This is a genomic window from Microbacterium hydrothermale (assembly GCF_004854025.1).
Taxonomy (GTDB): Bacteria; Actinomycetota; Actinomycetes; order Actinomycetales; family Microbacteriaceae; genus Microbacterium; species Microbacterium hydrothermale.
Window position 1 is genome coordinate 318,710 of sequence record NZ_STGM01000001.1, and the last position, 18,493, is coordinate 337,202.

Here is an 18,493-nt window from a genome sequence, read left to right on the forward strand (position 1 = left end):
GAACCTACCGCGGGCCGCCGACGTCGCCGTCACCTTTCGCGCGGCCTTGACAGGGCGCGCCGGTTACTCGACGCGGAACAGCAGCATCGAGGCACCCGCGACGGGCACGGCGTCGCCGGGGGCGTGGCGCACCGCGTCGGTGGTCGGGCTCTCGTCGGCGCTCGACCACAGCTGCACGTACGACCCCGCGCCCTCGTCGTCGTCGAGGGGCGGAAGGACGATGTCGACGTCGCTCTCGGTGCCGTGCACCACCAGCAGCACGCGGTTCGGCTCTTCGTCCTCGGGCGTCGAGGTCGCGAGGTACTGCAGCGTGCGGTGGGCCGGATCGTTCCACCGCTCGCTCGACATGGTCTCCCCGTGCTCGTCGAACCACTCCATGACGGATGCCGAGGGGATGCGCTCCCCGAGACGGGCGAAGCGCTTGGGGCGGAGGGCCGGATTCTCGCGACGCACGGCGAGGAGCCGCTGCGTGTGGGCGAACAGGTCCTCCTGCCAGGGAGCGAGATCCCACGACAACCAGGTGAGCGCGGAGTCGTGGCAGTACGCGTTGTTGTTGCCGCGCTGGGTGCGGCCCATCTCGTCGCCCGCGGTGAGCATCGGCACGCCAGCCGACAGCAGCAGCGTCCCCAGGAGGTTGCGCATGGCCTTTCGCCGCGTGGCGAGCACGCGCTCGTCGTCGGTGCGCCCCTCGGCCCCGTGGTTGAACGAGCGGTTCGTGTCGGCGCCGTCGCGGTTCTGCTCGCCGTTTCCGAGGTTGTGCTTGACGTCGTACGACACGAGGTCGCGCAGGGTGAAGCCGTCGTGAGCCGTGACGAAGTTGACGCTCGCGAGCGGACCCCGCTCCTCGCTGAAGGTGTTCGACGATCCCGCCAGGCGCGTCGCGAAGCCCCCGACGCCCACCGGGGCCGTGTCTGCGCGACGGGCGTAGTCGATGTCGCTGAGCCAGAAGTTGCGCACGCGGTCGCGGTACCGGTCGTTCCACTCCAGCCAGCCGGGGCCGAAGTTGCCGGTCTGCCACCCGCCCATGCCGACGTCCCACGGCTCGGCGATGAGCTTGGTCCCCGCCAGTCGCTCGTCGTCGCGGATGGCGGCGAGCAGGGGGTGGTCGGGAGTGAAGGAGTGGTGACGGTCGCGGCCGAGGGTCACGGCGAGGTCGAAGCGGAACCCGTCGATCTGCACCTCCTCCGCCCAGTAGCGGAGGGAATCCAGGACGAGCCGGGCCGCGGCATCCGTCGAGGTGTTCACCGCGTTGCCGCAGCCGGTCTCGTCGATGTAGACGCCCTCGGCCGTCTGACGGTAATAGGCGCTGTTGTCGATGCCGCGCAGGCTCGTGCGCGGGCCGCCGATGCCCTCTTCGGCGGTGTGGTTGTAGACGACGTCGAGCAGCACCTCGAGCCCGGCCTCGTGCAGGAGCTTGACCATGCCCTTGAACTCCCGCAGCACCGCGTCGGGTCCCTCGGCACGACTGGCCGCCGTCGCGTAGGGCGCGTGCGGGGTGAAGAAGTTCAGGGAGTTGTACCCCCAGTAGTTCGTCAGCCCCAGCTGCAGCAGCCGCGGCTCGGTCGCGAAGGCGTGCACGGGGAGCAGCTCGACGCTCGTGACCCCGAGCGAGAGCAGATGCTCGATCATCGCCGGGTGCGCGAGTCCCGCGTAGGTGCCGTGCAGGGCCGGCGGGATGTGCGGATGCCGCTTGGTGAGGCCCTTCACGTGACCCTCGTAGATGACCGTGCGGTCCATCGGCACCCGGGGTTTGGTCGAGGATCCCCAGTCGAACGCGCCGTCGACGACGACCGAGCGCCAGTCGCCGAAACTGCCGGAGACCAGGCCCCGCGAGTACGGTTCGATGAGCAGGGACTGCGGGTTGAATGTGTGGCCCGGTCCGTGCGGTCCACCGACGCGGATCGCGTAGCGCGCGCCCGGGCGCAGCAGCGGCGTGGTCGCCTCGAAGACGCCGCCGCCGACCGGGGTCATCGTGATGGTCTCGGTGGCCCAGTCGAGGTCGACCTCGTCGAAGACGAGCACCTGCATCGCGTCGGCGGACCCCGACCACACGCGCAGCGTGCCGCCGTCGGGTCCGAGGCGGACGCCGAGGTCGTCGAGCGCGGGGCTGAGCAGCCCCGGCAGGTCGGGAACGCGTGCGGGCAGGGCAGTCTCGGGTCGGACCATGCGTCTTAGGGTAGTGAAGGCGAGTGCCGATACCGGGAGGGCGAGGATGCGGGTCTACCTCGATCACGCAGCGACGACGCCTCTTCGCGCAGAGGCGCGGGAGGCCTGGGTCGCCGCCCACGAGGTGCTCGGCAACCCCTCGTCGATCCACGGGGCGGGGCAGGACGCCCGTCGTCTGCTCGAGGACGCCCGCGACGTCCTCGCCGACGTGCTGGGCTGCCAGAGCATCGAGGTGGTGCTGACCTCGGGCGGCACCGAGGCGGCGAACCTCGCCCTGAAGGGGCTCTGGTGGTCGCGCGCCGCGGGGTCCGACGCCGTGGTCCTCCCCGACGGCGAGCACCACGCCACGCTCGACGTCGTCGGCTGGCTCGCTGCCGCCCAGGGCGCGGCCGTGCGCCGCGTGGGCCTCGACCCCCTCGGGCGCATCGAGCCCTCCGCTTTCGCCGACGCCCTCCCGGGTGCGGCGCTCGCGACGGCGCTGGTGGCCAACAACGAGGTCGGGACGATCCAGGATGCCGCCGCCCTGGCCGCCGCGGCATCCGCTGCCGGCGTTCCCCTCCATCTCGACGCGGTGTCGGCGCTCGGGCAGATCCCCGTCGACTTCGCCGCGTGGCGCGGGTCGGGCGCGCAGCCCGGAGGACTGGCGGCGCTGTCGGTCTCGGCGCACAAGGTCGGCGGGCCGGTCGGCGTGGGGGCGGCCGTCGTCTCCCGGCACGCGGCCCTGACCCCGCTGGTGCACGGCGGGGGCCAGCAGCGCGGGCTCCGCGCGGGGACGCAGGACGTCGCCGGTGCCGCCGCCTTCGCCGCCGCCGCGCGCGCGGCCGAGGCGGAGCGCGCGCACGAGAGCGTGCGCCTCGCCGCCCTGCGCGATCGCCTCGTCCGCGGCATCCGCTCGGCCATTCCCGACGCACGACTGCTCGGCGATCCCGAGGAGCGTCTGCCGGGCAACGCGCACGTGGTGTTCCCGGATGCCGCGGGCGAGACGCTGCTGTTCCTGCTCGACATGGCGGGGGTGGCCGTCTCGACCGGCTCGGCGTGCCAGGCGGGCGTCGCCGAGCCCTCGCACGTCGTGCTCGCGCTCGGACTCGACGACCGCGCCGCGCGGTCGGTGCTGCGGTTCACCCTCGGTCGCACCTCGACCGACGCCGACGTCGACGCGGTTCTCGCCCGCCTTCCCGAGGCCCACGCGCGGGCGGTGGCATCCGGCGCCCGCTCAGCGGGGCGTTCGTAGACTGGGACGATGCGAGTTCTGGCGGCGATGAGCGGGGGAGTCGACTCCGCGGTGGCGGCGGCCCGCGCCGTGGAGGCCGGCCACGAGGTCGTCGGCGTGCACCTGGCGCTGTCGCGCGCGGGAGGGACCCTGCGCGCCGGCAGTCGCGGCTGCTGCACGATCGAGGACGCGATGGACGCCCGCCGCGCCGCCGACAAGCTCGGCATGCCGTTCTACGTGTGGGACTTCTCGGAGCGCTTCCGCGATGACGTGATCGACGACTTCGTGGCCGAGTACCGCGCGGGACGCACGCCCAACCCGTGCATGCGGTGCAACGAGAAGATCAAGTTCGCCGCCCTCCTGGAACGGGCGATCGAGCTCGGCTTCGACGCAGTGTGCACCGGGCACTACGCCACCCTGGTCGACACGCCCGAGGGGCGCGAGCTGCACCGCGCCTCCGACAACGCGAAGGACCAGTCGTACGTGCTCGGCGTCCTCACCGCCGAGCAGCTGGCGCACACCTACTTCCCCCTGGGGTCGACGCCGTCGAAGGCGCTCGTGCGGGCCGAGGCCGAGGAGCGGGGCCTGACCGTCGCGCACAAGCCCGACAGCCACGACATCTGCTTCATCCCCGACGGCGACACGCGCGGATGGCTCGCCGACAAGGTGGGTGCGCAGCGCGGGGAGATCCTCGACCGCACCGGTGCCGTCGTGGGGACGCACGAGGGCGCCCACGCGTTCACCGTGGGCCAGCGTCGCGGCCTGCAGCTGGGCGTGCCCGCCGCCGACGGCAAGCCGCGGTTCGTGCTCGAGGTGCGGCCGGTGAACAACACCGTGGTGGTCGGCCCGAAAGAGGCCCTCGCCTGCAGCGAGATCGCCGGGGAGCGCTTCACGTGGGCGGGGCGCGCGCCCGCCACGGCGTCGTTCGCGTGCGACGTGCAGATCCGTGCCCACGCCGACCCCGTGCCGGCGTCCGCCGCGATCGAGGACGGTGTGCTGACCGTGCGTCCCGAGACGCCCTTCGACGGCGTCGCGCCGGGGCAGACCGCCGTGCTGTACGACGGGACGCGCGTGATCGGCCAGTTCACGATTGACCGGACGGTGTCGGCGGTTCCGGTCGAGGCCTGAGCCCGTCGCGCGCGCCGCACGACCTCATCCGTGCCGCGAACCCCGCGACGGGGAGCAGGCAAGGCCCGCGGCGATGTCGGACCCCCTCCCTAAGCTGGATGCCGTGACCGAGCACGATCAGCTTCCCGATCTGACCCTCGACGAGGCGCGCGCCGAAGCGGCCGAGCTGACGCAGCGCATCGTCGACGCGCGCGACGCCTACTACGGACGCGACGCCGAACTCGTCGACGACGCCACCTACGACGGCTGGATGCACCGCCTCGAGGCGATCGAGCGGTCGTACCCCGAGCTGCAGGGGCAGGACAGCCCCACGCAGTCCGTCGGCGCCGCCGAGGCGACCGATCTCGTCACGATCGAGCACGCCGAGCGGATGCTGAGCCTCGACAACGTGTTCTCACCCGACGAGCTGCGCGACTGGGCCGTGAAGACGCAGGCCGCGGCCGGGCGGGCCGTGCAGTGGCTGAGCGAGCTGAAGATCGACGGCCTCGCGATCAACCTGCGCTACGAGAACGGCGTGCTCACCTCCGCGGCGACCCGCGGCGACGGCCGCGTCGGCGAGATCGTGACCGACAACGCCCTGCGGGTGTCCGGAATCCCGCGCGAACTGTCCGGCGACGGCCACCCGGCTCTCGTCGAGGTGCGCGGCGAGGTGTTCATCCCCGTCGCGGCGTTCGAGAACCTCAACCGTCTGCAGGGCGAGTACCGTGAGCGGGCCGTCGCCGAGTCGCGCGAGCGCGCCGCGGGCCGCCGCGGCGGGAGGGCCTTCGACGAAGAGAAGGCCGAGCAGGCCGCCGCGCGCCGCTTCCCCGCGTTCGCCAATCCACGCAACGCCGCCAGCGGCGGGCTCCGCCAGCAGATCGAGAAGAAGAGCGGGCTCGAACTCGAGGCAGGTCTCGAGCGCATCGCCTCGCTCGCGCTCTACGTGCACGGCATCGGCGCGTGGCCCGACCCGCCGGTCGCGGCGCAGAGCGAGATCTACGACCTGCTGAAGTCGTGGGGTCTTCCAACGTCGCCCTACAGCCGCGTCGAGTCGACCATCGACGGGGTGCTCGACTTCGTCGCCCATCACGGCGAGCACCGACACGACGTCGAACACGAGATCGACGGCGTCGTCGTCAAGGTCGACGAACTGGCGCTCCACGACGAGCTCGGCGCCACCAGCCGCGCGCCCCGCTGGGCCATCGCCTACAAGTACCCGCCCGAGCAGGTCAACACGAAGCTGCTCGACATCGTCGTGTCGGTGGGACGCACCGGGCGGGCGACGCCGTTCGCGGTGATGGAGCCCGCCAAGGTCGCCGGCAGCGTCGTGCGACAGGCGACCCTCCACAACCAGGACGTCGTCAAGGTCAAGGGCGTCCTGATCGGCGACACGGTCGTGCTGCGCAAGGCCGGCGACGTCATCCCCGAGGTGCTCGGCCCGGTCGTGGAGCTGCGCGACGGCACCGAGCGGGCGTTCGTCATGCCCGCCGACTGCCCCGAGTGCGGAACGCCGTTGCGCCCCGCGAAAGAGGGAGACATCGACCTGCGGTGCCCGAACGCGCGCTCGTGCCCCGCGCAGGTGCGCGGACGCGTCGAGCACATCGGCTCGCGCGGCGCCCTCGACGTCGAGGCCCTGGGCGAGGTCACCGCCGCCGCCCTGACCCAGCCCGAGGTGCCCGAGCGGCCGCCGCTCGACACCGAGGCCGGTCTGTTCGACCTCACCATCGACGAACTGGTGCCCATCGAGGTCGTCGTCCGCGACTCCGAGACGGGCGAGCGGAAAGTCGACCCCGACACGGGCGAGCTCGTGCGCCGCGCACCGTTCCAGAAGCTCGGCCCCGCGACCTACCCGCCGGGTGCCGAAGACCTCGACCCGGCGGAGCGCCGGCGGCGCGGCATCCGCAAGGACTTCCGCGAGGTGCGCCCCTCGGAGCAGGCGACGAAGCTCGTGGCCGAGCTCGAGAAGGCCAAGACCAAAGACCTGTGGCGCTTGCTCGTCTCCCTGAACATCCGCCACGTGGGCCCGGTCGCGGCGCGCGCCCTCGCGCAGTGGTTCGGGTCGCTGGATGCCATCCGCGCGGCCTCGCGCGAAGAGCTCGCGGCCGTCGAGGGCGTGGGCGGCATCATCGCGGATGCGGTGATCGACTGGTTCGAGGTCGACTGGCACCGCGAGATCGTCGAGCGCTGGCAGGCCGCGGGAGTGCGCTTCGCAATCCCCGGACACCCCGGCCCCGGTGCCGCCGCGGCGGCCGGGGGAGTGCTCGCGGGGCTCACCGTCGTCGCCACGGGTTCACTCGAGGGCTACACGCGCGAAGGGGCCCAGGAGGCCATCCTCGCCGCCGGAGGCAAGGCCGCCTCCAGCGTGTCGAAGAAGACGGACTTCGTCGCCGCGGGACCCGGTGCCGGCTCGAAGCTCGCGAAGGCCGAGGAGCTGGGGCTGCGCATCCTCGACGCGGCGCAGTTCCGCATCCTCGTCGAGCAGGGCCCCGCCGCTCTCGACGGCGGAGCGGCGGACGAGGCTTCGGAGGCCGCTCCCGCCGAGTGAGGCGAAGAGGGCGGAGCCGCAGCCCCGCCCTCTTCGCGTCCGGTGCCGTGTCGGATCAGCCGGCGCAGGCCGTCCCGGCCTGCGTGAAGCTCTCCTGCAGTGCCGTGACCTGCTCGCTCAGCCCACTCGCGGTGCTCGGATCGGCGATGACGCCCTCGAGGAAGGTGACGTACTGGTTCAACGTCGCGCTCGCGTTCTGCGCGGCCGGGGCGATGTCGGCGTTGGTGATCTGCGAGAAGTCGCCCTGCACCTTCGTCGCGAGCTCCTTGAACCGGTCGACGGCCGCCTGAGGATCGGAGGTGTTGATCTCACCGCTGGCCTCGGTGACGTCGTTGAACGACGTGATGATGATCTGGCAGGCGTCCTGCTTCGACTGGTCACCGTCTGCGGCGGCCGAGGCGGCGGGCGCGGGACTCGACGAGACGGGGCTGGGAGCGGTGGACTCCGCGGTCGTCGGCGCGGCATCCGAAGAGGCCCCTCCGGAACATCCGGCCAGCAGCAGAGCGGCGGCGGCGAGAGCGCTGAAGGCGGCCGAGGCGCGCGTGATGGTCATGTGATTCCCCCCAAAGGTCACGGTCGGGCCGGGAATCGGCCCGTCGAATCACCGTAGCGATTCGTCGACCGACCGCCCGGATCGTCCTCGCCCCTTGCGCGGAGCGGGTCCCGCGGTGCAGGGGTCAGTCCGCGAGGAGTTTGTCGCGCACCTGGCGTCGCAGGACCTTGCCGATCAGCGAGCGGGGCAGGTCGTCGACGACGACGATGCGACGGGGCACCTTGTAGGGCGTCAGGATGCCGCGTGCGAACGCGCGCACCGCCTCGACGTCGAGCTCACCGGGCACGGTGGGCACGACCGCCGCGACGACCTCTTCGCCGGAGTGCTCGCTGGGCAGACCGACCACCGCGACGTCGGCGACGCCGGGGTGCTGGCGGAGCACGTTCTCGACCTCGGTCGGCGCGACGTTGAAGCCGCCCGTGATGATGAGTTCCTTGATGCGGTCGACGATGCGGACGAAGCCGTCCTCGTCGATCGTCACGATGTCGCCGGTGCGGAACCAGCCGTCGATGAACACCGCCTCGGTCTCCTCCGGCTTGCCGTAGTACCCCGAGAACACCTGGGGCCCGCGCACCAGCAGCTCCCCGCGTTCGACATCGGTGCGCGGATCGTCGGGGTCGACGACCCGGCACTCGGTGCCGGGGAGGGGCAGACCGACGGTTCCGGCCACGCGGTTGTCGGCGACGGGATTGGCCATGAGCACGGGGGAGCACTCGCTGAGGCCGTACCCCTCGACCAGGTATCCGCCGGTGGCTTTCTCGAACGGGACGACGAGGTCGTGCGGCAGCGCCATGGCGCCCGAGATCGCGACGTCGGTCCCCGCGAGCGAGACCCCCTTCGCCTCGGCCGCGGCCAGGAGCCGTTCGGCGATGGGCGGGACCAGGGGGAGGAAGGTCGCGGGATGCTTCTTCGTCACCGCGAGTACGAGGTCGGCGTCGAACTTCGGGAAGAGCACCAGTCGCGCGCCCATCGACATCGCGAAGGTCAGGCACAGCGTCAGCCCGTAGGCGTGGAACATCGGCAGTACGGCGTACACGACGCACCCCTCGCCCCGCACGATCTGGGGTACCCACGCCCGCGCCTGGGCGGCGTTCGCGAGCAGGTTCGCGTGGGTGAGCATCGCCCCCTTCGGCGTGCCCGTCGTGCCGCTGGTGTACTGGATGATCGCGAGGTCGGAGGCGACGGGGCGCGGATGCGACGCGGGCAGCGGATCGTGCCGCACGACCTCTTCCCAGTCGGTGGCTCCCCGCGTCGCGGCGTGCAGGGCGGCGCGGGAGGCGCGGGCTTTCGCGACCGGCAGACGCAGCGCGAGACGCGTCGTCCAAGGCATCGCGCGCGTGACATCCACCGAGATCAGGGTATCCACGCGCAGGTCCGCGGGGAACTCCTGCACCGTCGCGACGACCTTGCTCCACACGATCGCGTGCTTCGCCCCGTGGTCCTCGAACTGTTTGCGCAGCTCTCGCGGCGTGTAGAGCGGGTTGTGCTCGACGACCACGGCCCCGAGGCGCAGCACGGCGTAGAACGCGACGATGTGCTGGGGACAGTTGGGCAGCACGAGCGCGACCGGGTCGCCGGCGCGCACACCGTGCGCGGCCAGCGCCGCGGCGGCGCGTGCGATCTGCGCCGACATCTCGGCATACGTGGTCTCGCGCCCGAAGAACTGCAGCGCGGGAGCGTCCGGGTAATCACGGGTGGACGCGTCGACGATGTCGAGGAGCGACCCCGTCTGCGGCTCCAGGTCGACGGGCACGCCCGCCGCATAGCTCGAGGTCCAGGGTCGCGGCGGATCGAAGCTCGTCACCCGGCCAGCCTAGGGCGGCACCGCGGTCGGGGCCAGGCGGCACGCGACGGGCGGGCGACCGCGCGCGAACTAGACTCGGGGGGTGTCTGAAATCACTCCTGATCTCGTGCGCCATCTCGGTGTGCTCGCCCGGATCCAGTTGAGCGACGAGGAGGTCCAGAGCCTCACCGGCCAACTGGATGCCATCGTCGACAACATCGCGAAGGTGTCCGAGGTGGCGACCCCCGAGGTCGTCGCGACGAGCCACCCGATCCCGCTCGAGAACGTCTTCCGCCCCGACGTCGTGCAGCAGCAGCTCACGCGCGAGCAGGTGCTCCAGAACGCTCCCGACCAGGCCGACGGCCGTTTCCGTGTGACCGCGATCCTGGGAGAAGAGCAGTGACCGACCTCACTCGTCTGACCGCGGCCGACCTGGCCGCCAAGCTCGCTTCGTCCGAGGTGTCGAGCGTCGAGGCCACGCAGGCGCACCTCGACCGCATCGCCGCCGTCGACGGCGACGTGCACGCGTTCCTGCACGTGAGCGACCACGCCCTCGAGGTGGCCGCCGACATCGACCGCCGTCGCGCGGCGGGCGAGCAGCTCCACGAGCTCGCGGGCGTCCCGCTCGCCGTCAAGGACGTGCTCGTGACCACCGACATGCCCTCCACGAGCGGATCGAAGATCCTCGAGGGGTACATGTCGCCCTACGACGCGACCGTCGTCGCGCGCTCGCGCGCCGCCGGTCTCGTACCCCTCGGCAAGACGAACATGGACGAGTTCGCGATGGGCTCCTCCACCGAGTTCTCGGCCTACGGCCCCACGCGCAACCCCTGGGACCTCGACCGCATCCCCGGCGGATCCGGCGGCGGGTCGGCCGCGGCCGTCGCCGCGTTCGAGGCGCCGCTGGCCCTCGGTTCCGACACGGGCGGGTCGATCCGTCAGCCGGCGCACGTCACGGGCACCGTCGGTGTGAAGCCGACGTACGGCGGCGTGAGCCGTTACGGCGCGATCGCCCTGGCATCCAGCCTCGATCAGGTGGGGCCCGTCACGCGCACCGTCCTCGATGCGGGGCTGCTGCACGACGTCATCGGCGGGCACGACGCGAACGATTCGACCTCGCTCTCCGACGCGTGGCCGTCGTTCGCCGCCGCCGCCCGCGAGGGCGCGACCGGCGAGGTCTTGAAGGGCCTCAAGGTCGGCGTCATCCGCGAACTCGACGACCGCGGCTTCCAGAAGGGCGTCTCGGACTCGTTCCGCGTCTCGCTGGCCGCCATGGAGGCGCAGGGCGCCGAGATCGTCGAGATCAGCGCCCCCCACTTCGAGTACGGCGTTGCCGCGTACTATCTGATCCTCCCCGCCGAGGCATCGAGCAACCTCGCGAAGTTCGACTCGGTGCGCTTCGGGCTCCGTGTGACGCCCCAGGGCACCCCGACGGTCGAGAACGTGATGGCTACCACGCGCGACGCCGGCTTCGGCCCCGAGGTCAAGCGCCGCATCATCCTCGGCACCTACGCGCTGTCGGCGGGCTATTACGACGCCTACTACGGCAGCGCCCAGAAGGTGCGCACCCTCATCCAGCAGGACTTCGACGCCGCCTTCGCCCAGGTCGACGTGATCGCGACGCCGTCGGCGCCGACCACGGCCTTCCGCCTCGGCGAGAAGCTCGATGATCCGCTCCAGATGTACCTCAACGACGTGACCACGATCCCGGCGAACCTCGCCGGCGTCCCCGGCATCTCGGTGCCGAGCGGCCTGGCGGAGGAGGACGGCCTGCCCGTCGGCATCCAGTTCCTCGCCCCCGCCCGCGAGGACGCGCGTCTGTACCGCGTCGGTGCGGCGCTCGAAGCGCTGCTCCTCGACCAGTGGGGCGGACCGCTGCTCGACAAAGCCCCTTCCCTCACGAACGGAGCGTCCCTCTGATGGCCAAAGACGCACTCATGGACTTCGACGAGGCGCTCGAGATGTTCGAGCCCGTCCTCGGCTTCGAGGTGCACGTCGAGCTCAACACCGCGACCAAGATGTTCTCGGCCGCCCCCAACCCGGCCAACGAGGCGAACCACGGCGCCGAGCCCAACACGCTCGTCGCCCCGGTCGACATGGGCCTCCCCGGCGCCCTGCCGGTGGTGAACGCCGAGGCGATCCGCTCGTCGATCAGCCTGGGCCTTGCCCTCGGGTGCTCGATCGCGCCGTCGAGCCGGTTCGCGCGGAAGAACTACTTCTACCCCGACCTCGGCAAGAACTACCAGATCTCGCAGTACGACGAGCCGATCGCCTTCGAGGGCTCGGTCGAGGTCGAACTCGAAGACGGCACGATCGTCACCGTGCCGATCGAGCGCGCGCACATGGAGGAGGATGCCGGAAAGCTCACCCACATGGGAGGGGCGACCGGTCGCATCCAGGGCGCCGAGTACTCGCTCGTCGACTACAACCGCGCGGGCGTGCCGCTCGTCGAGATCGTCACGAAGCCGATCTTCGGCGCGGAGCACTCGGCTCCCGCGCTGGCGAAGGCGTACGTCGCGACGATCCGCGACATCGTGCGCGGTCTCGGCATCTCGGAGGCCAAGCTCGAGCGCGGGAACCTCCGCTGCGACGCGAACGTCTCTCTGCGCCCCCGCGGCCAGGAGAAGCTCGGCACCCGCACTGAGACGAAGAACGTCAACTCGATGCGCTCGGTCGAGCGGGCGGTGCGGTACGAGATCCAGCGCCAGGCCGCGATCCTCGCCAAGGGCGGGACGATCACGCAGGAGACGCGCCACTGGCACGAGGACACCGGGCGCACCTCTCCCGGTCGCCCCAAGTCGGATGCCGACGACTACCGCTACTTCCCCGAGCCCGACCTGCTGCCGGTCGTCCCCGCGCCCGCACTGATCGAGGAACTGCGCGCCGCCCTGCCCGAGCCGCCCGCCGCGCGTCGGCGCCGACTCAAGGCCGAGTGGGGCTTCACCGACCTCGAGTTCCAGGACGTCGCCAACGGCGGTCTGCTCGACGCGGTCGCCGACACGATCGCCGCCGGTGCCGCTCCCGCGGCCGCCCGCAAGTGGTGGACCGGCGAGATCACGCGCGTCGCCAACGCGCAGGAGCGCGACGCCGCCGACCTGGTGTCGCCCGCGAACGTGGCCGCCCTGCAGAAGCTGGTGGATGCCGGCACCCTGACCGACAAGCTCGCCCGTCAGGTGCTCGAGGGCGTCATCGCCGGCGAGGGCACCCCGCAGGAGGTCGTCGACGCCCGCGGGCTCGCCGTCGTCTCCGACGACGGGGCCCTCATCGCCGCGATCGACGACGCCCTGGCCGCCCAGCCCGACGTGCTCGCGAAGATCCGCGACGGCAAGGTGCAGGCCGCCGGTGCGGTCATCGGCGCGGTCATGAAGGCCATGAAGGGCCAGGCCGACGCCGCGCGCGTGCGCGAGCTCGTGCTGGAGCGCGCCGCCCAGTAAGACACCGGATGCCACGATCCCGACCGCTCGGAGAGCGCGGGGTCGTGGCATCCGTGCGTTCGCGGACGTGCCCTCGGGCCGTCCGAACGGGCGGTGGTCTGCGCAGGGTCGGTGGTCTGCACAGAGTCGGTGATCTGCGCCGAGTCCGTGGGTTTCGCGGATTCCGGGCTGAGGTTGTGCGAATCGCGGAGGGTGTGCACGGGGCGGGCGCCGGGCGGGACCGATGTCGGTGGTCCGGGGGAGAATGGATGCCATGGGACGCGGTGATGGAACGGGACGCATCGTCTCGCGCCCCGACGCCGACGACACGGGCACGGGCATCCTGCACGTCGACATGGACGCGTTCTTCGCCTCGGTCGCCGTGCTCGACGATCCCTCGCTCGCGGGCAAGCCCCTCATCATCGGCGGCTCCGAGGGGCGCGGCGTCGTCTCGAGCGCGTCGTACGAGGCGCGCCGGTACGGCGTGAAATCCGCGATGCCGGTCGCGATCGCCCTCCGGCTGTGTCCCACGGCGATCGTCGTCAACCCGCCTTATCACCGCTACACCGAGATGTCGCGCCAGGTGATGGCGATCTTCCACGACGTCACGCCGCTGGTCGAGCCCCTCTCGATCGACGAGGCCTTCCTCGACGTCCGCGGGGCGCGGCGCCTGTGGGGCAGTCCGGGCACGATCGCGCGCGACCTGCGCGCGCGGGTGAAGGCCGAGACGGGGCTGACCTGCAGCATCGGCGTCGCCGCCACGAAGCACGTCGCCAAGATGGCCTCCACGATCTCCAAGCCCGACGGTCTGCTCGTCGTCGCGGCGGCCGACACCGAGGCGTTCCTGCGGCCGAGGTCCGTGCGCGCCCTGTGGGGGGTGGGGCCGAAGGCGGCGGAGGCGCTCGAGAGCCGCGGCATCCGCCTCATCTCCGACATCCTCGATACCCCCCGCCACGCCCTCGATCAGGTGCTGGGGGCCGCGATGGGCGAGCGCATCTGGCATCTGTCGCGGGGGATCGACGCGCGAGAGGTGCACACCGGTCGGGCCGAGAAGAGCGTCGGACACGAAGAGACGTTCCACACCGACATCTCCGACACCCGGACGCTGCACGTCGAACTGCGGCGCCTCGCCGACCGTGTCGGCGCGCGCCTGCGCACGCAGCAGTACGAGGCCGCCACCATCTCGATCAAAGTGCGCTTCTCCGACTTCACCACGCTCAGTCGCTCCCGGACACTGCCGGAGCCGACGTCGGTCGGACAGCGCATCGGCGACGCGGCGATCGAGCTGTTCGACTCGATCGATCGGCGTCAGGCCGTGCGACTCGTGGGGGTCCGCGGAGAGAAGTTGAAGCCCGCCGCGATGGCCGCCACCCTGTGGGACGACGACGCGGAATGGCGCCGCGTGGAGGGCGCCCTCGACGGCGCAGCCGCCCGCTTCGGCCGCGGCGCGGTCACGCGCGGGTCGCTGCTGGGCCCCTCCCGCGGCGGGGAAGCGCTGCCCACCAATCCCCGTCCGTCGTACGACCACTGACACGCTCGTCCGCCGCGCGCAACGCCCGTGCGGCGCGGCCGCGCGGGCGGCTACGGTGGGGGACATGCCCAACATCGCATTGGAACTCGGCAAGCAGGCCACCAGCTTCGGCGTCACCTCCGCGTACGGCGAGCAGCAGGACGTCGACGGCGTGCGCATCGTCCCCGTCGCGCTCACCTGGGCCGGCTACGGCGGCGGCTCGGACGAGCAGGGCAACGGGGGCGGCGGCGGCGGTGGATACACCCTCCCGCTCGGCGCCTACATCCGCCGCGGCGACGACCTGCGCTTCGACCCGAACCTCGTGTCGCTGCTGGCCGTCGGCATCCCCTTCGTGTGGGTCGCCGGTCGCGCGCTCAGCCGTGTCATCCGCGCCCTCAAGAAGTAATCCCGACCCGATCGACGACGCTCTGACGGCGGCCGTGGCCGCGGTCACGGCGCGCATCGTCGCGGTCGGTGCCGCGAACCCCGCCGTCGTCGTCGATGGTCGCAGCGGAGCGGGCAAGAGCTCGCTCGCGCGGCGCCTCGTCTCGGCGTGGCCGGGGCGAGGGCGCGTGCAGCTCGTCGCGCTCGACGACGTGTACCCCGGGTGGGACGGTCTCGCGGCGGGCGTGGAGTACGCCCGAGAGACGATCCTCCTCCCGCACGCGCGCGGACTCCTCGGGGTATGGGAGCGCTGGGACTGGGACGCCGGGGCGCGCGCCGAGGCCTACGCGGTCGATCCGTCGCTGCCGCTCGTCGTCGAGGGGGCGGGGATCCTCACCCCCGACATCGCGCGACTGGCCGACGTGTCGGTGTGGGTGGAGTCCCCCTCCGCCTCGCGACGGGATCGCGCACTGGCGCGCGACGGAGACACCTATCGCCCGCACTGGCAGCGCTGGGCGCGGCAGGAAGACGTCCACATCGATCGGCACAGCCCCGCGGAACGCGCCGACCTGCGCGTGCGCGTGCCCTGAGGACGCCGACTGCGGTCAGCGCCTGCCGGGGCGACTCCGGAGCGGCGGCTCAGGAGCGATCGAGCGCGGCCATGAGGCCGTCGAGGCGGTAGCCGATCCAGTCGTAGACGCCGAAGCGCGGGTCGTCCGGCCGGTGGTCGTCGTCGGTCTGGATGCCGAGGCGCGTCGCGAGCACGAGGCGCACAGCCGACAGCGTCCGCATCCACGCCAGGGCCTCATTCTCGCCGAGCGCGACGGCGATCGTGGCATCCGGATCGCCCTCCGGCGTCGGCTCCCCGCCGTCTGCTCCGAGCGTCTGCAGCACCGTCGCGGCATCCTGGGAACGACGCTCGATGAGGTCGCCCCCGGTGAGGCGGCGGAACTCGCGGCTCGCCGCCTGATCGTCGGGATAGGCGTCGGGCATGAGCCGGGAGACGGCGGGATCGTCGCCGGTGCGCGAGTCCGCGAGGAGGTCGCGGAACTGACCGACAATCCCCGCGAGATGGAGGGCTTCGAGACCACTGATCTCGAGCACGACGATCCGCTCGCTCACGAGGGGTCCTTTCTGACGGTGGCCCACAGCCCGAAATCGTGCATGGCCTGCGTGTGGGCTTCCATGACCTCGCGCGGGCCGCGCGCCACGACCGCGTGCCCGTCGTGGTGCACCGCGAGCATGAGGCGGTGCGCGGTCGGCGCGTCGAAGCCGAAGTAGGTGCGGAACACGTGCGTGACGTAGCTCATGAGGTTGACCGGGTCGTTCCACACCACGGTCTGCCACGACGACGGCGGCCGCGCGGAGAGATCGTGCTCCTGATCGACGTCGGCGTCGATGTCCGGGGAGGCGAGGCCGGAAATCACGCCCACCCCAGCTCGTGAAGACGGTCGTCGTCGATGCCGTAGAAGTGGGCGATCTCGTGCACGAGCGTCGTGTGGATCTCGTCGCGGAGCTCGTCCTCGTCGGCGCAGGCGGCCAGGTGCGATTCGCGGTAGACGATGATGCGATCGGGCAGTTCGCCGACCCCGTACCGATCGCGCTCGGTGAGCGCCCATCCGTCGTACAGGCCCAGCAGATCGAGCGATCCGTCGTCGGGACGGTCCTCCACGACGAACACGACGTTGTCGAGACCCTCGACCATGTCGTCGGGGAGGCGGTCGAGTTCGTCGACGACGAGCTGCTCGAAGGCGTCGGCGTCCATGACCATCGCCGGACGCGACGCGATGTCGTCGTTCACGTGGCCTCCCGGGGGCGAAGCGAGGGACGGATGCCGGATCCGCGCGGTCGAAAGCCGCCCTGAGATTCTACGGCCGTGGCGGAGGCGGCATCCGGAAACACGGAAGCCCGGCTCGATACCGGCCGGGCTTCTGTGGACTGGGGTGGCTAACGGGACTTGAACCCGCGACCCCCGCGACCACAACGCGGTGCTCTACCAACTGAGCTATAGCCACCATGTGCCTTCGGAAGAAGACAACTGAAAGATTATGTCACACGTCGAGACCGAACGACGACACGGCCGACGCCGACACGGCCTTGGCCTCGTCGCTCGTGGGACCCGGCTGCGGCACGAACACGGCGGCGCGGTAGTACGCGAGCTCGCGGATCGACTCGCGGATGTCGGCGAGAGCGCGGTGGCCACCGTTCTTCGCGGGGGCCTGGAAGTAGGCGCGGGGGTACCAGCGGCGGGACAGCTCCTTGATGCTCGACACGTCGACGTTGCGGTAGTGCAGCCAGCGGTCGACGCGCGGCATGTACTTCGCGAGGAACATGCGGTCGGTGCCGATGGTGTTGCCGGCGAGCGGCGCCTTGCCCTCGACCGGGGCGAAGCGCTGGATGTACTCGAGCGTCTGGAACTCGGCATCCGCGAGAGACACGCCGTGGGGGATCTCGTCGAGGAGGCCGGAGGACCGATGCATCTCGGTGACGAACTCTCCCATGTTGGCCAGGGCGGAGTCGTCGGGCTTGATGACGATCTGGAATCCGGGGTCGAGCACGTTCAGCTCGAAATCGGTGATGACGACGGCGATCTCGACGAGTTCGTCGACCGCGAGGTCGAGCCCGGTCATCTCGCAGTCGATCCAGACGAGCCGGTCGTTCTCGGAGGCGTTTACCATCCCCACATCCTACTGAGCGGGTACGACGCCGGATCTGGTCCCCCAGACACGATTCGAACGTGTGACCGGCGGATTAGAAGGCCGCTGCTCTATCCACTGAGCTACTGGGGGTCGCTTTCCAGGATATCGGTCGCGCCCGCGCGCCCGCACCAGCCCCTGGCGCCGCGACGGAGACGGGCGTAGCCTCCCGGGCGAACGAGAGCAAAGGAGCACTCATGTCAGACACCGCGACACGACGCCTCTGGGTGGCGTACGGCCCCGTGGGGGTCGTCGGCAAGATCCAGAAGGATGCCGAAGGCTACAGCGTGCACATGGCGGGCAAGGACGAGCGGCTCGGGGTCTACCCCTCGATGGAGATCGCGAAGAACGCCCTGCACGCCCATCTGAAGCCGGGCAGCGACCGTCCGGAGTTTAGGGAGCACTGATCCCCGCGAGCCGACGCCCCGTCCGCGAGACGAGCACGCGGGCGGCGCGTCGGCGTGTCCGGCCCGCTCCCGTGCCCGGGGAGGGAAGCGGTGAACCCGGCTCGGCGTCAGACGCGTGCCACGCGGCGAGACCGCGGGGCGGGTCGAGGGGTCGCGAGCAGGGGCATCGCGACGTGCACGAGCGGTCCGATGCCCAGTGCGAACACCACGGTGCCGATGCCCACCGTGCCGCCGAGCAGCCACCCCAGGACGAGCACGGACCCCTCGACGCCCAGTCGCGACGCCCAGATGGGCCACCCGAAGCGGCCGTGCAGGCCGGTCATCAGTCCGTCGCGGGGGCCGGGTCCGAAGTTCGCACCGATGTAGAGACCGGATGCCACGGCCACGAGCACGACGCCAACGACGAGCATCAGGGCCTGCGCCCAGAGGACGTCGGGGTGAGGCAGCACGCCCAGCGCGAGTTGGAGGCTCGTGCCCACGAGCAGGATGTTGGCGATCGTGCCGACGCCGGGCTTCTGACGCAGGGGGATCCATAGCAGGAGCACGCCGAGGCCGATGATGTTCGTCACCCACCCGATCCCCACGCCCGTCACTCGCGAGACGCCCTGCGCGAAGACCGTCCACGGGTCGACGCCGAGGCCGGCTGCGACGGTGACGGCGCAGCCGATGCCGTAAAGAACGAGTCCGATCAGGAGGCGGGTGAAGCGCGAGAGCATGCT

18 protein-coding genes and 2 tRNA genes are annotated in these 18,493 nt (G+C 71.4%); 10 read left to right on the forward strand and 10 right to left on the reverse strand.

Going from position 1 to position 18,493, the window contains the following annotated elements:
• Nucleotides 1-63: 63 nt before the first annotated feature.
• Nucleotides 64-2,166 (reverse strand): glycogen debranching protein GlgX, encoded by a 2,103-nt coding sequence (gene glgX / locus FB047_RS01515; protein WP_136585471.1) that lies wholly within the window; start codon nt 2,164-2,166, stop codon nt 64-66.
• 46 nt (nt 2,167-2,212) lie between these two features.
• Between glgX and FB047_RS01520 the strand changes: the two genes are divergently transcribed.
• The 3 genes from FB047_RS01520 to ligA all read left to right on the forward strand — a co-directional run bounded on the left by FB047_RS01520 (nt 2,213) and on the right by ligA (nt 7,028).
• Nucleotides 2,213-3,397: a cysteine desulfurase family protein gene (locus tag FB047_RS01520; protein WP_136585472.1), complete on the forward strand. Its 1,185-nt coding sequence runs from the start codon at nt 2,213-2,215 to the stop codon at nt 3,395-3,397.
• Nucleotides 3,398-3,406: 9 nt separating this feature from the next.
• Nucleotides 3,407-4,504 carry a tRNA 2-thiouridine(34) synthase MnmA gene (mnmA, locus tag FB047_RS01525; RefSeq protein WP_136585473.1) on the forward strand — a complete coding sequence of 366 codons (1,098 nt, stop codon included), beginning with the start codon at nt 3,407-3,409 and terminating at the stop codon, nt 4,502-4,504.
• Nucleotides 4,505-4,577: 73 nt separating this feature from the next.
• Nucleotides 4,578-7,028: an NAD-dependent DNA ligase LigA gene (gene ligA / locus FB047_RS01530; protein ID WP_136585474.1), complete on the forward strand. Its 2,451-nt coding sequence runs from the start codon at nt 4,578-4,580 to the stop codon at nt 7,026-7,028.
• 55 nt (nt 7,029-7,083) lie between these two features.
• On the opposite strand, the gene FB047_RS01535 is transcribed toward ligA, so the two are convergent.
• Both FB047_RS01535 and FB047_RS01540 read right to left on the reverse strand, forming a co-directional pair.
• A complete protein-coding gene (locus FB047_RS01535; RefSeq protein WP_136585475.1) occupies nt 7,084-7,581 on the reverse strand; it encodes a hypothetical protein in 498 nt (165 codons plus the stop codon).
• 124 nt (nt 7,582-7,705) lie between these two features.
• On the reverse strand, nt 7,706-9,385 hold the full coding sequence (locus FB047_RS01540) for a long-chain-fatty-acid--CoA ligase (protein WP_136585476.1): 1,680 nt from the start codon (nt 9,383-9,385) through the stop codon (nt 7,706-7,708).
• Between the two features lie 82 nt (nt 9,386-9,467).
• On the opposite strand from FB047_RS01540, the gene gatC reads away from it, so the two are divergent.
• The 6 genes from gatC to FB047_RS01570 all read left to right on the forward strand — a co-directional run bounded on the left by gatC (nt 9,468) and on the right by FB047_RS01570 (nt 15,261).
• Nucleotides 9,468-9,767, forward strand: a complete 300-nt coding sequence (gene gatC, locus FB047_RS01545; protein WP_056230955.1) for an Asp-tRNA(Asn)/Glu-tRNA(Gln) amidotransferase subunit GatC — start codon at nt 9,468-9,470, stop codon at nt 9,765-9,767.
• Nucleotides 9,764-11,284, forward strand: a complete 1,521-nt coding sequence (gene gatA, locus FB047_RS01550; protein WP_136585477.1) for an Asp-tRNA(Asn)/Glu-tRNA(Gln) amidotransferase subunit GatA — start codon at nt 9,764-9,766, stop codon at nt 11,282-11,284. Before gatC ends, gatA begins: the two co-directional genes overlap by 4 nt.
• Nucleotides 11,284-12,798 carry an Asp-tRNA(Asn)/Glu-tRNA(Gln) amidotransferase subunit GatB gene (gatB, locus tag FB047_RS01555; RefSeq protein ID WP_136585478.1) on the forward strand — a complete coding sequence of 505 codons (1,515 nt, stop codon included), beginning with the start codon at nt 11,284-11,286 and terminating at the stop codon, nt 12,796-12,798. Before gatA ends, gatB begins: the two co-directional genes overlap by 1 nt.
• 253 nt (nt 12,799-13,051) lie before the next feature.
• Entirely contained in the window at nt 13,052-14,308 is a 1,257-nt protein-coding gene (locus FB047_RS01560) for a DNA polymerase IV (RefSeq protein ID WP_136585479.1), read from the forward strand.
• 64 nt (nt 14,309-14,372) lie between these two features.
• The gene (locus FB047_RS01565) at nt 14,373-14,693 is read left to right on the forward strand and encodes a hypothetical protein (protein WP_076675934.1); all 321 of its coding nucleotides are present in this window, start codon (nt 14,373-14,375) and stop codon (nt 14,691-14,693) included.
• Nucleotides 14,668-15,261 (forward strand): nucleoside/nucleotide kinase family protein, encoded by a 594-nt coding sequence (locus tag FB047_RS01570; RefSeq protein WP_136585480.1) that lies wholly within the window; start codon nt 14,668-14,670, stop codon nt 15,259-15,261. The genes FB047_RS01565 and FB047_RS01570 overlap by 26 nt, the downstream gene beginning before the upstream one ends.
• Before the next feature lie 49 nt (nt 15,262-15,310).
• Here FB047_RS01570 and FB047_RS01575 read toward each other — a convergent pair whose 3' ends face one another.
• From FB047_RS01575 to FB047_RS01600, 6 genes are all read right to left on the reverse strand, one after another.
• Complete coding sequence (locus FB047_RS01575; protein ID WP_240752453.1) at nt 15,311-15,793, reverse strand: DUF2017 family protein; 483 nt, start codon at nt 15,791-15,793, stop codon at nt 15,311-15,313.
• Nucleotides 15,790-16,104 carry an ATP-dependent Clp protease adapter ClpS gene (gene clpS, locus FB047_RS17150; RefSeq protein WP_136585482.1) on the reverse strand — a complete coding sequence of 105 codons (315 nt, stop codon included), beginning with the start codon at nt 16,102-16,104 and terminating at the stop codon, nt 15,790-15,792. The genes FB047_RS01575 and clpS overlap by 4 nt, the downstream gene beginning before the upstream one ends.
• Nucleotides 16,095-16,442: a metallopeptidase family protein gene (locus FB047_RS17155; protein WP_136585848.1), complete on the reverse strand. Its 348-nt coding sequence runs from the start codon at nt 16,440-16,442 to the stop codon at nt 16,095-16,097. The genes clpS and FB047_RS17155 overlap by 10 nt, the downstream gene beginning before the upstream one ends.
• Nucleotides 16,443-16,610: 168 nt before the next feature.
• Nucleotides 16,611-16,686 (reverse strand) — tRNA-His (locus FB047_RS01590).
• 36 nt (nt 16,687-16,722) lie between these two features.
• Nucleotides 16,723-17,349, reverse strand: a complete 627-nt coding sequence (gene orn / locus FB047_RS01595) for an oligoribonuclease (protein ID WP_136585483.1) — start codon at nt 17,347-17,349, stop codon at nt 16,723-16,725.
• 35 nt (nt 17,350-17,384) lie between these two features.
• Nucleotides 17,385-17,460 (reverse strand) — tRNA-Arg (locus tag FB047_RS01600).
• A 104-nt stretch (nt 17,461-17,564) separates the two neighbouring features.
• Here FB047_RS01600 and FB047_RS01605 point away from each other — a divergent pair.
• Nucleotides 17,565-17,774: a methyltransferase gene (locus FB047_RS01605; RefSeq protein WP_136585484.1), complete on the forward strand. Its 210-nt coding sequence runs from the start codon at nt 17,565-17,567 to the stop codon at nt 17,772-17,774.
• A 107-nt stretch (nt 17,775-17,881) separates the two neighbouring features.
• Here FB047_RS01605 and yczE read toward each other — a convergent pair whose 3' ends face one another.
• Entirely contained in the window at nt 17,882-18,490 is a 609-nt protein-coding gene (yczE, locus tag FB047_RS01610) for a membrane protein YczE (RefSeq protein ID WP_136585485.1), read from the reverse strand.
• Nucleotides 18,491-18,493 lie beyond the last annotated feature (3 nt).

Coding starts and splice junctions, on each gene's coding strand:
- glgX (WP_136585471.1), bottom strand. CDS start 2,166: ATGGTCCGACCCGAGACTGCCCTGCCCGCACGCGTTCCCGACCTGCCG.
- FB047_RS01520 (WP_136585472.1), top strand. CDS start 2,213: ATGCGGGTCTACCTCGATCACGCAGCGACGACGCCTCTTCGCGCAGAG.
- mnmA (WP_136585473.1), top strand. CDS start 3,407: ATGCGAGTTCTGGCGGCGATGAGCGGGGGAGTCGACTCCGCGGTGGCG.
- ligA (WP_136585474.1), top strand. CDS start 4,578: ATGTCGGACCCCCTCCCTAAGCTGGATGCCGTGACCGAGCACGATCAG.
- FB047_RS01535 (WP_136585475.1), bottom strand. CDS start 7,581: ATGACCATCACGCGCGCCTCGGCCGCCTTCAGCGCTCTCGCCGCCGCC.
- gatB (WP_136585478.1), top strand. CDS start 11,284: ATGGCCAAAGACGCACTCATGGACTTCGACGAGGCGCTCGAGATGTTC.
- FB047_RS01560 (WP_136585479.1), top strand. CDS start 13,052: ATGGGACGCGGTGATGGAACGGGACGCATCGTCTCGCGCCCCGACGCC.
- FB047_RS01565 (WP_076675934.1), top strand. CDS start 14,373: ATGCCCAACATCGCATTGGAACTCGGCAAGCAGGCCACCAGCTTCGGC.
- FB047_RS17155 (WP_136585848.1), bottom strand. CDS start 16,442: ATGGTCATGGACGCCGACGCCTTCGAGCAGCTCGTCGTCGACGAACTC.
- orn (WP_136585483.1), bottom strand. CDS start 17,349: ATGGTAAACGCCTCCGAGAACGACCGGCTCGTCTGGATCGACTGCGAG.
- FB047_RS01605 (WP_136585484.1), top strand. CDS start 17,565: ATGTCAGACACCGCGACACGACGCCTCTGGGTGGCGTACGGCCCCGTG.
- yczE (WP_136585485.1), bottom strand. CDS start 18,490: ATGCTCTCGCGCTTCACCCGCCTCCTGATCGGACTCGTTCTTTACGGC.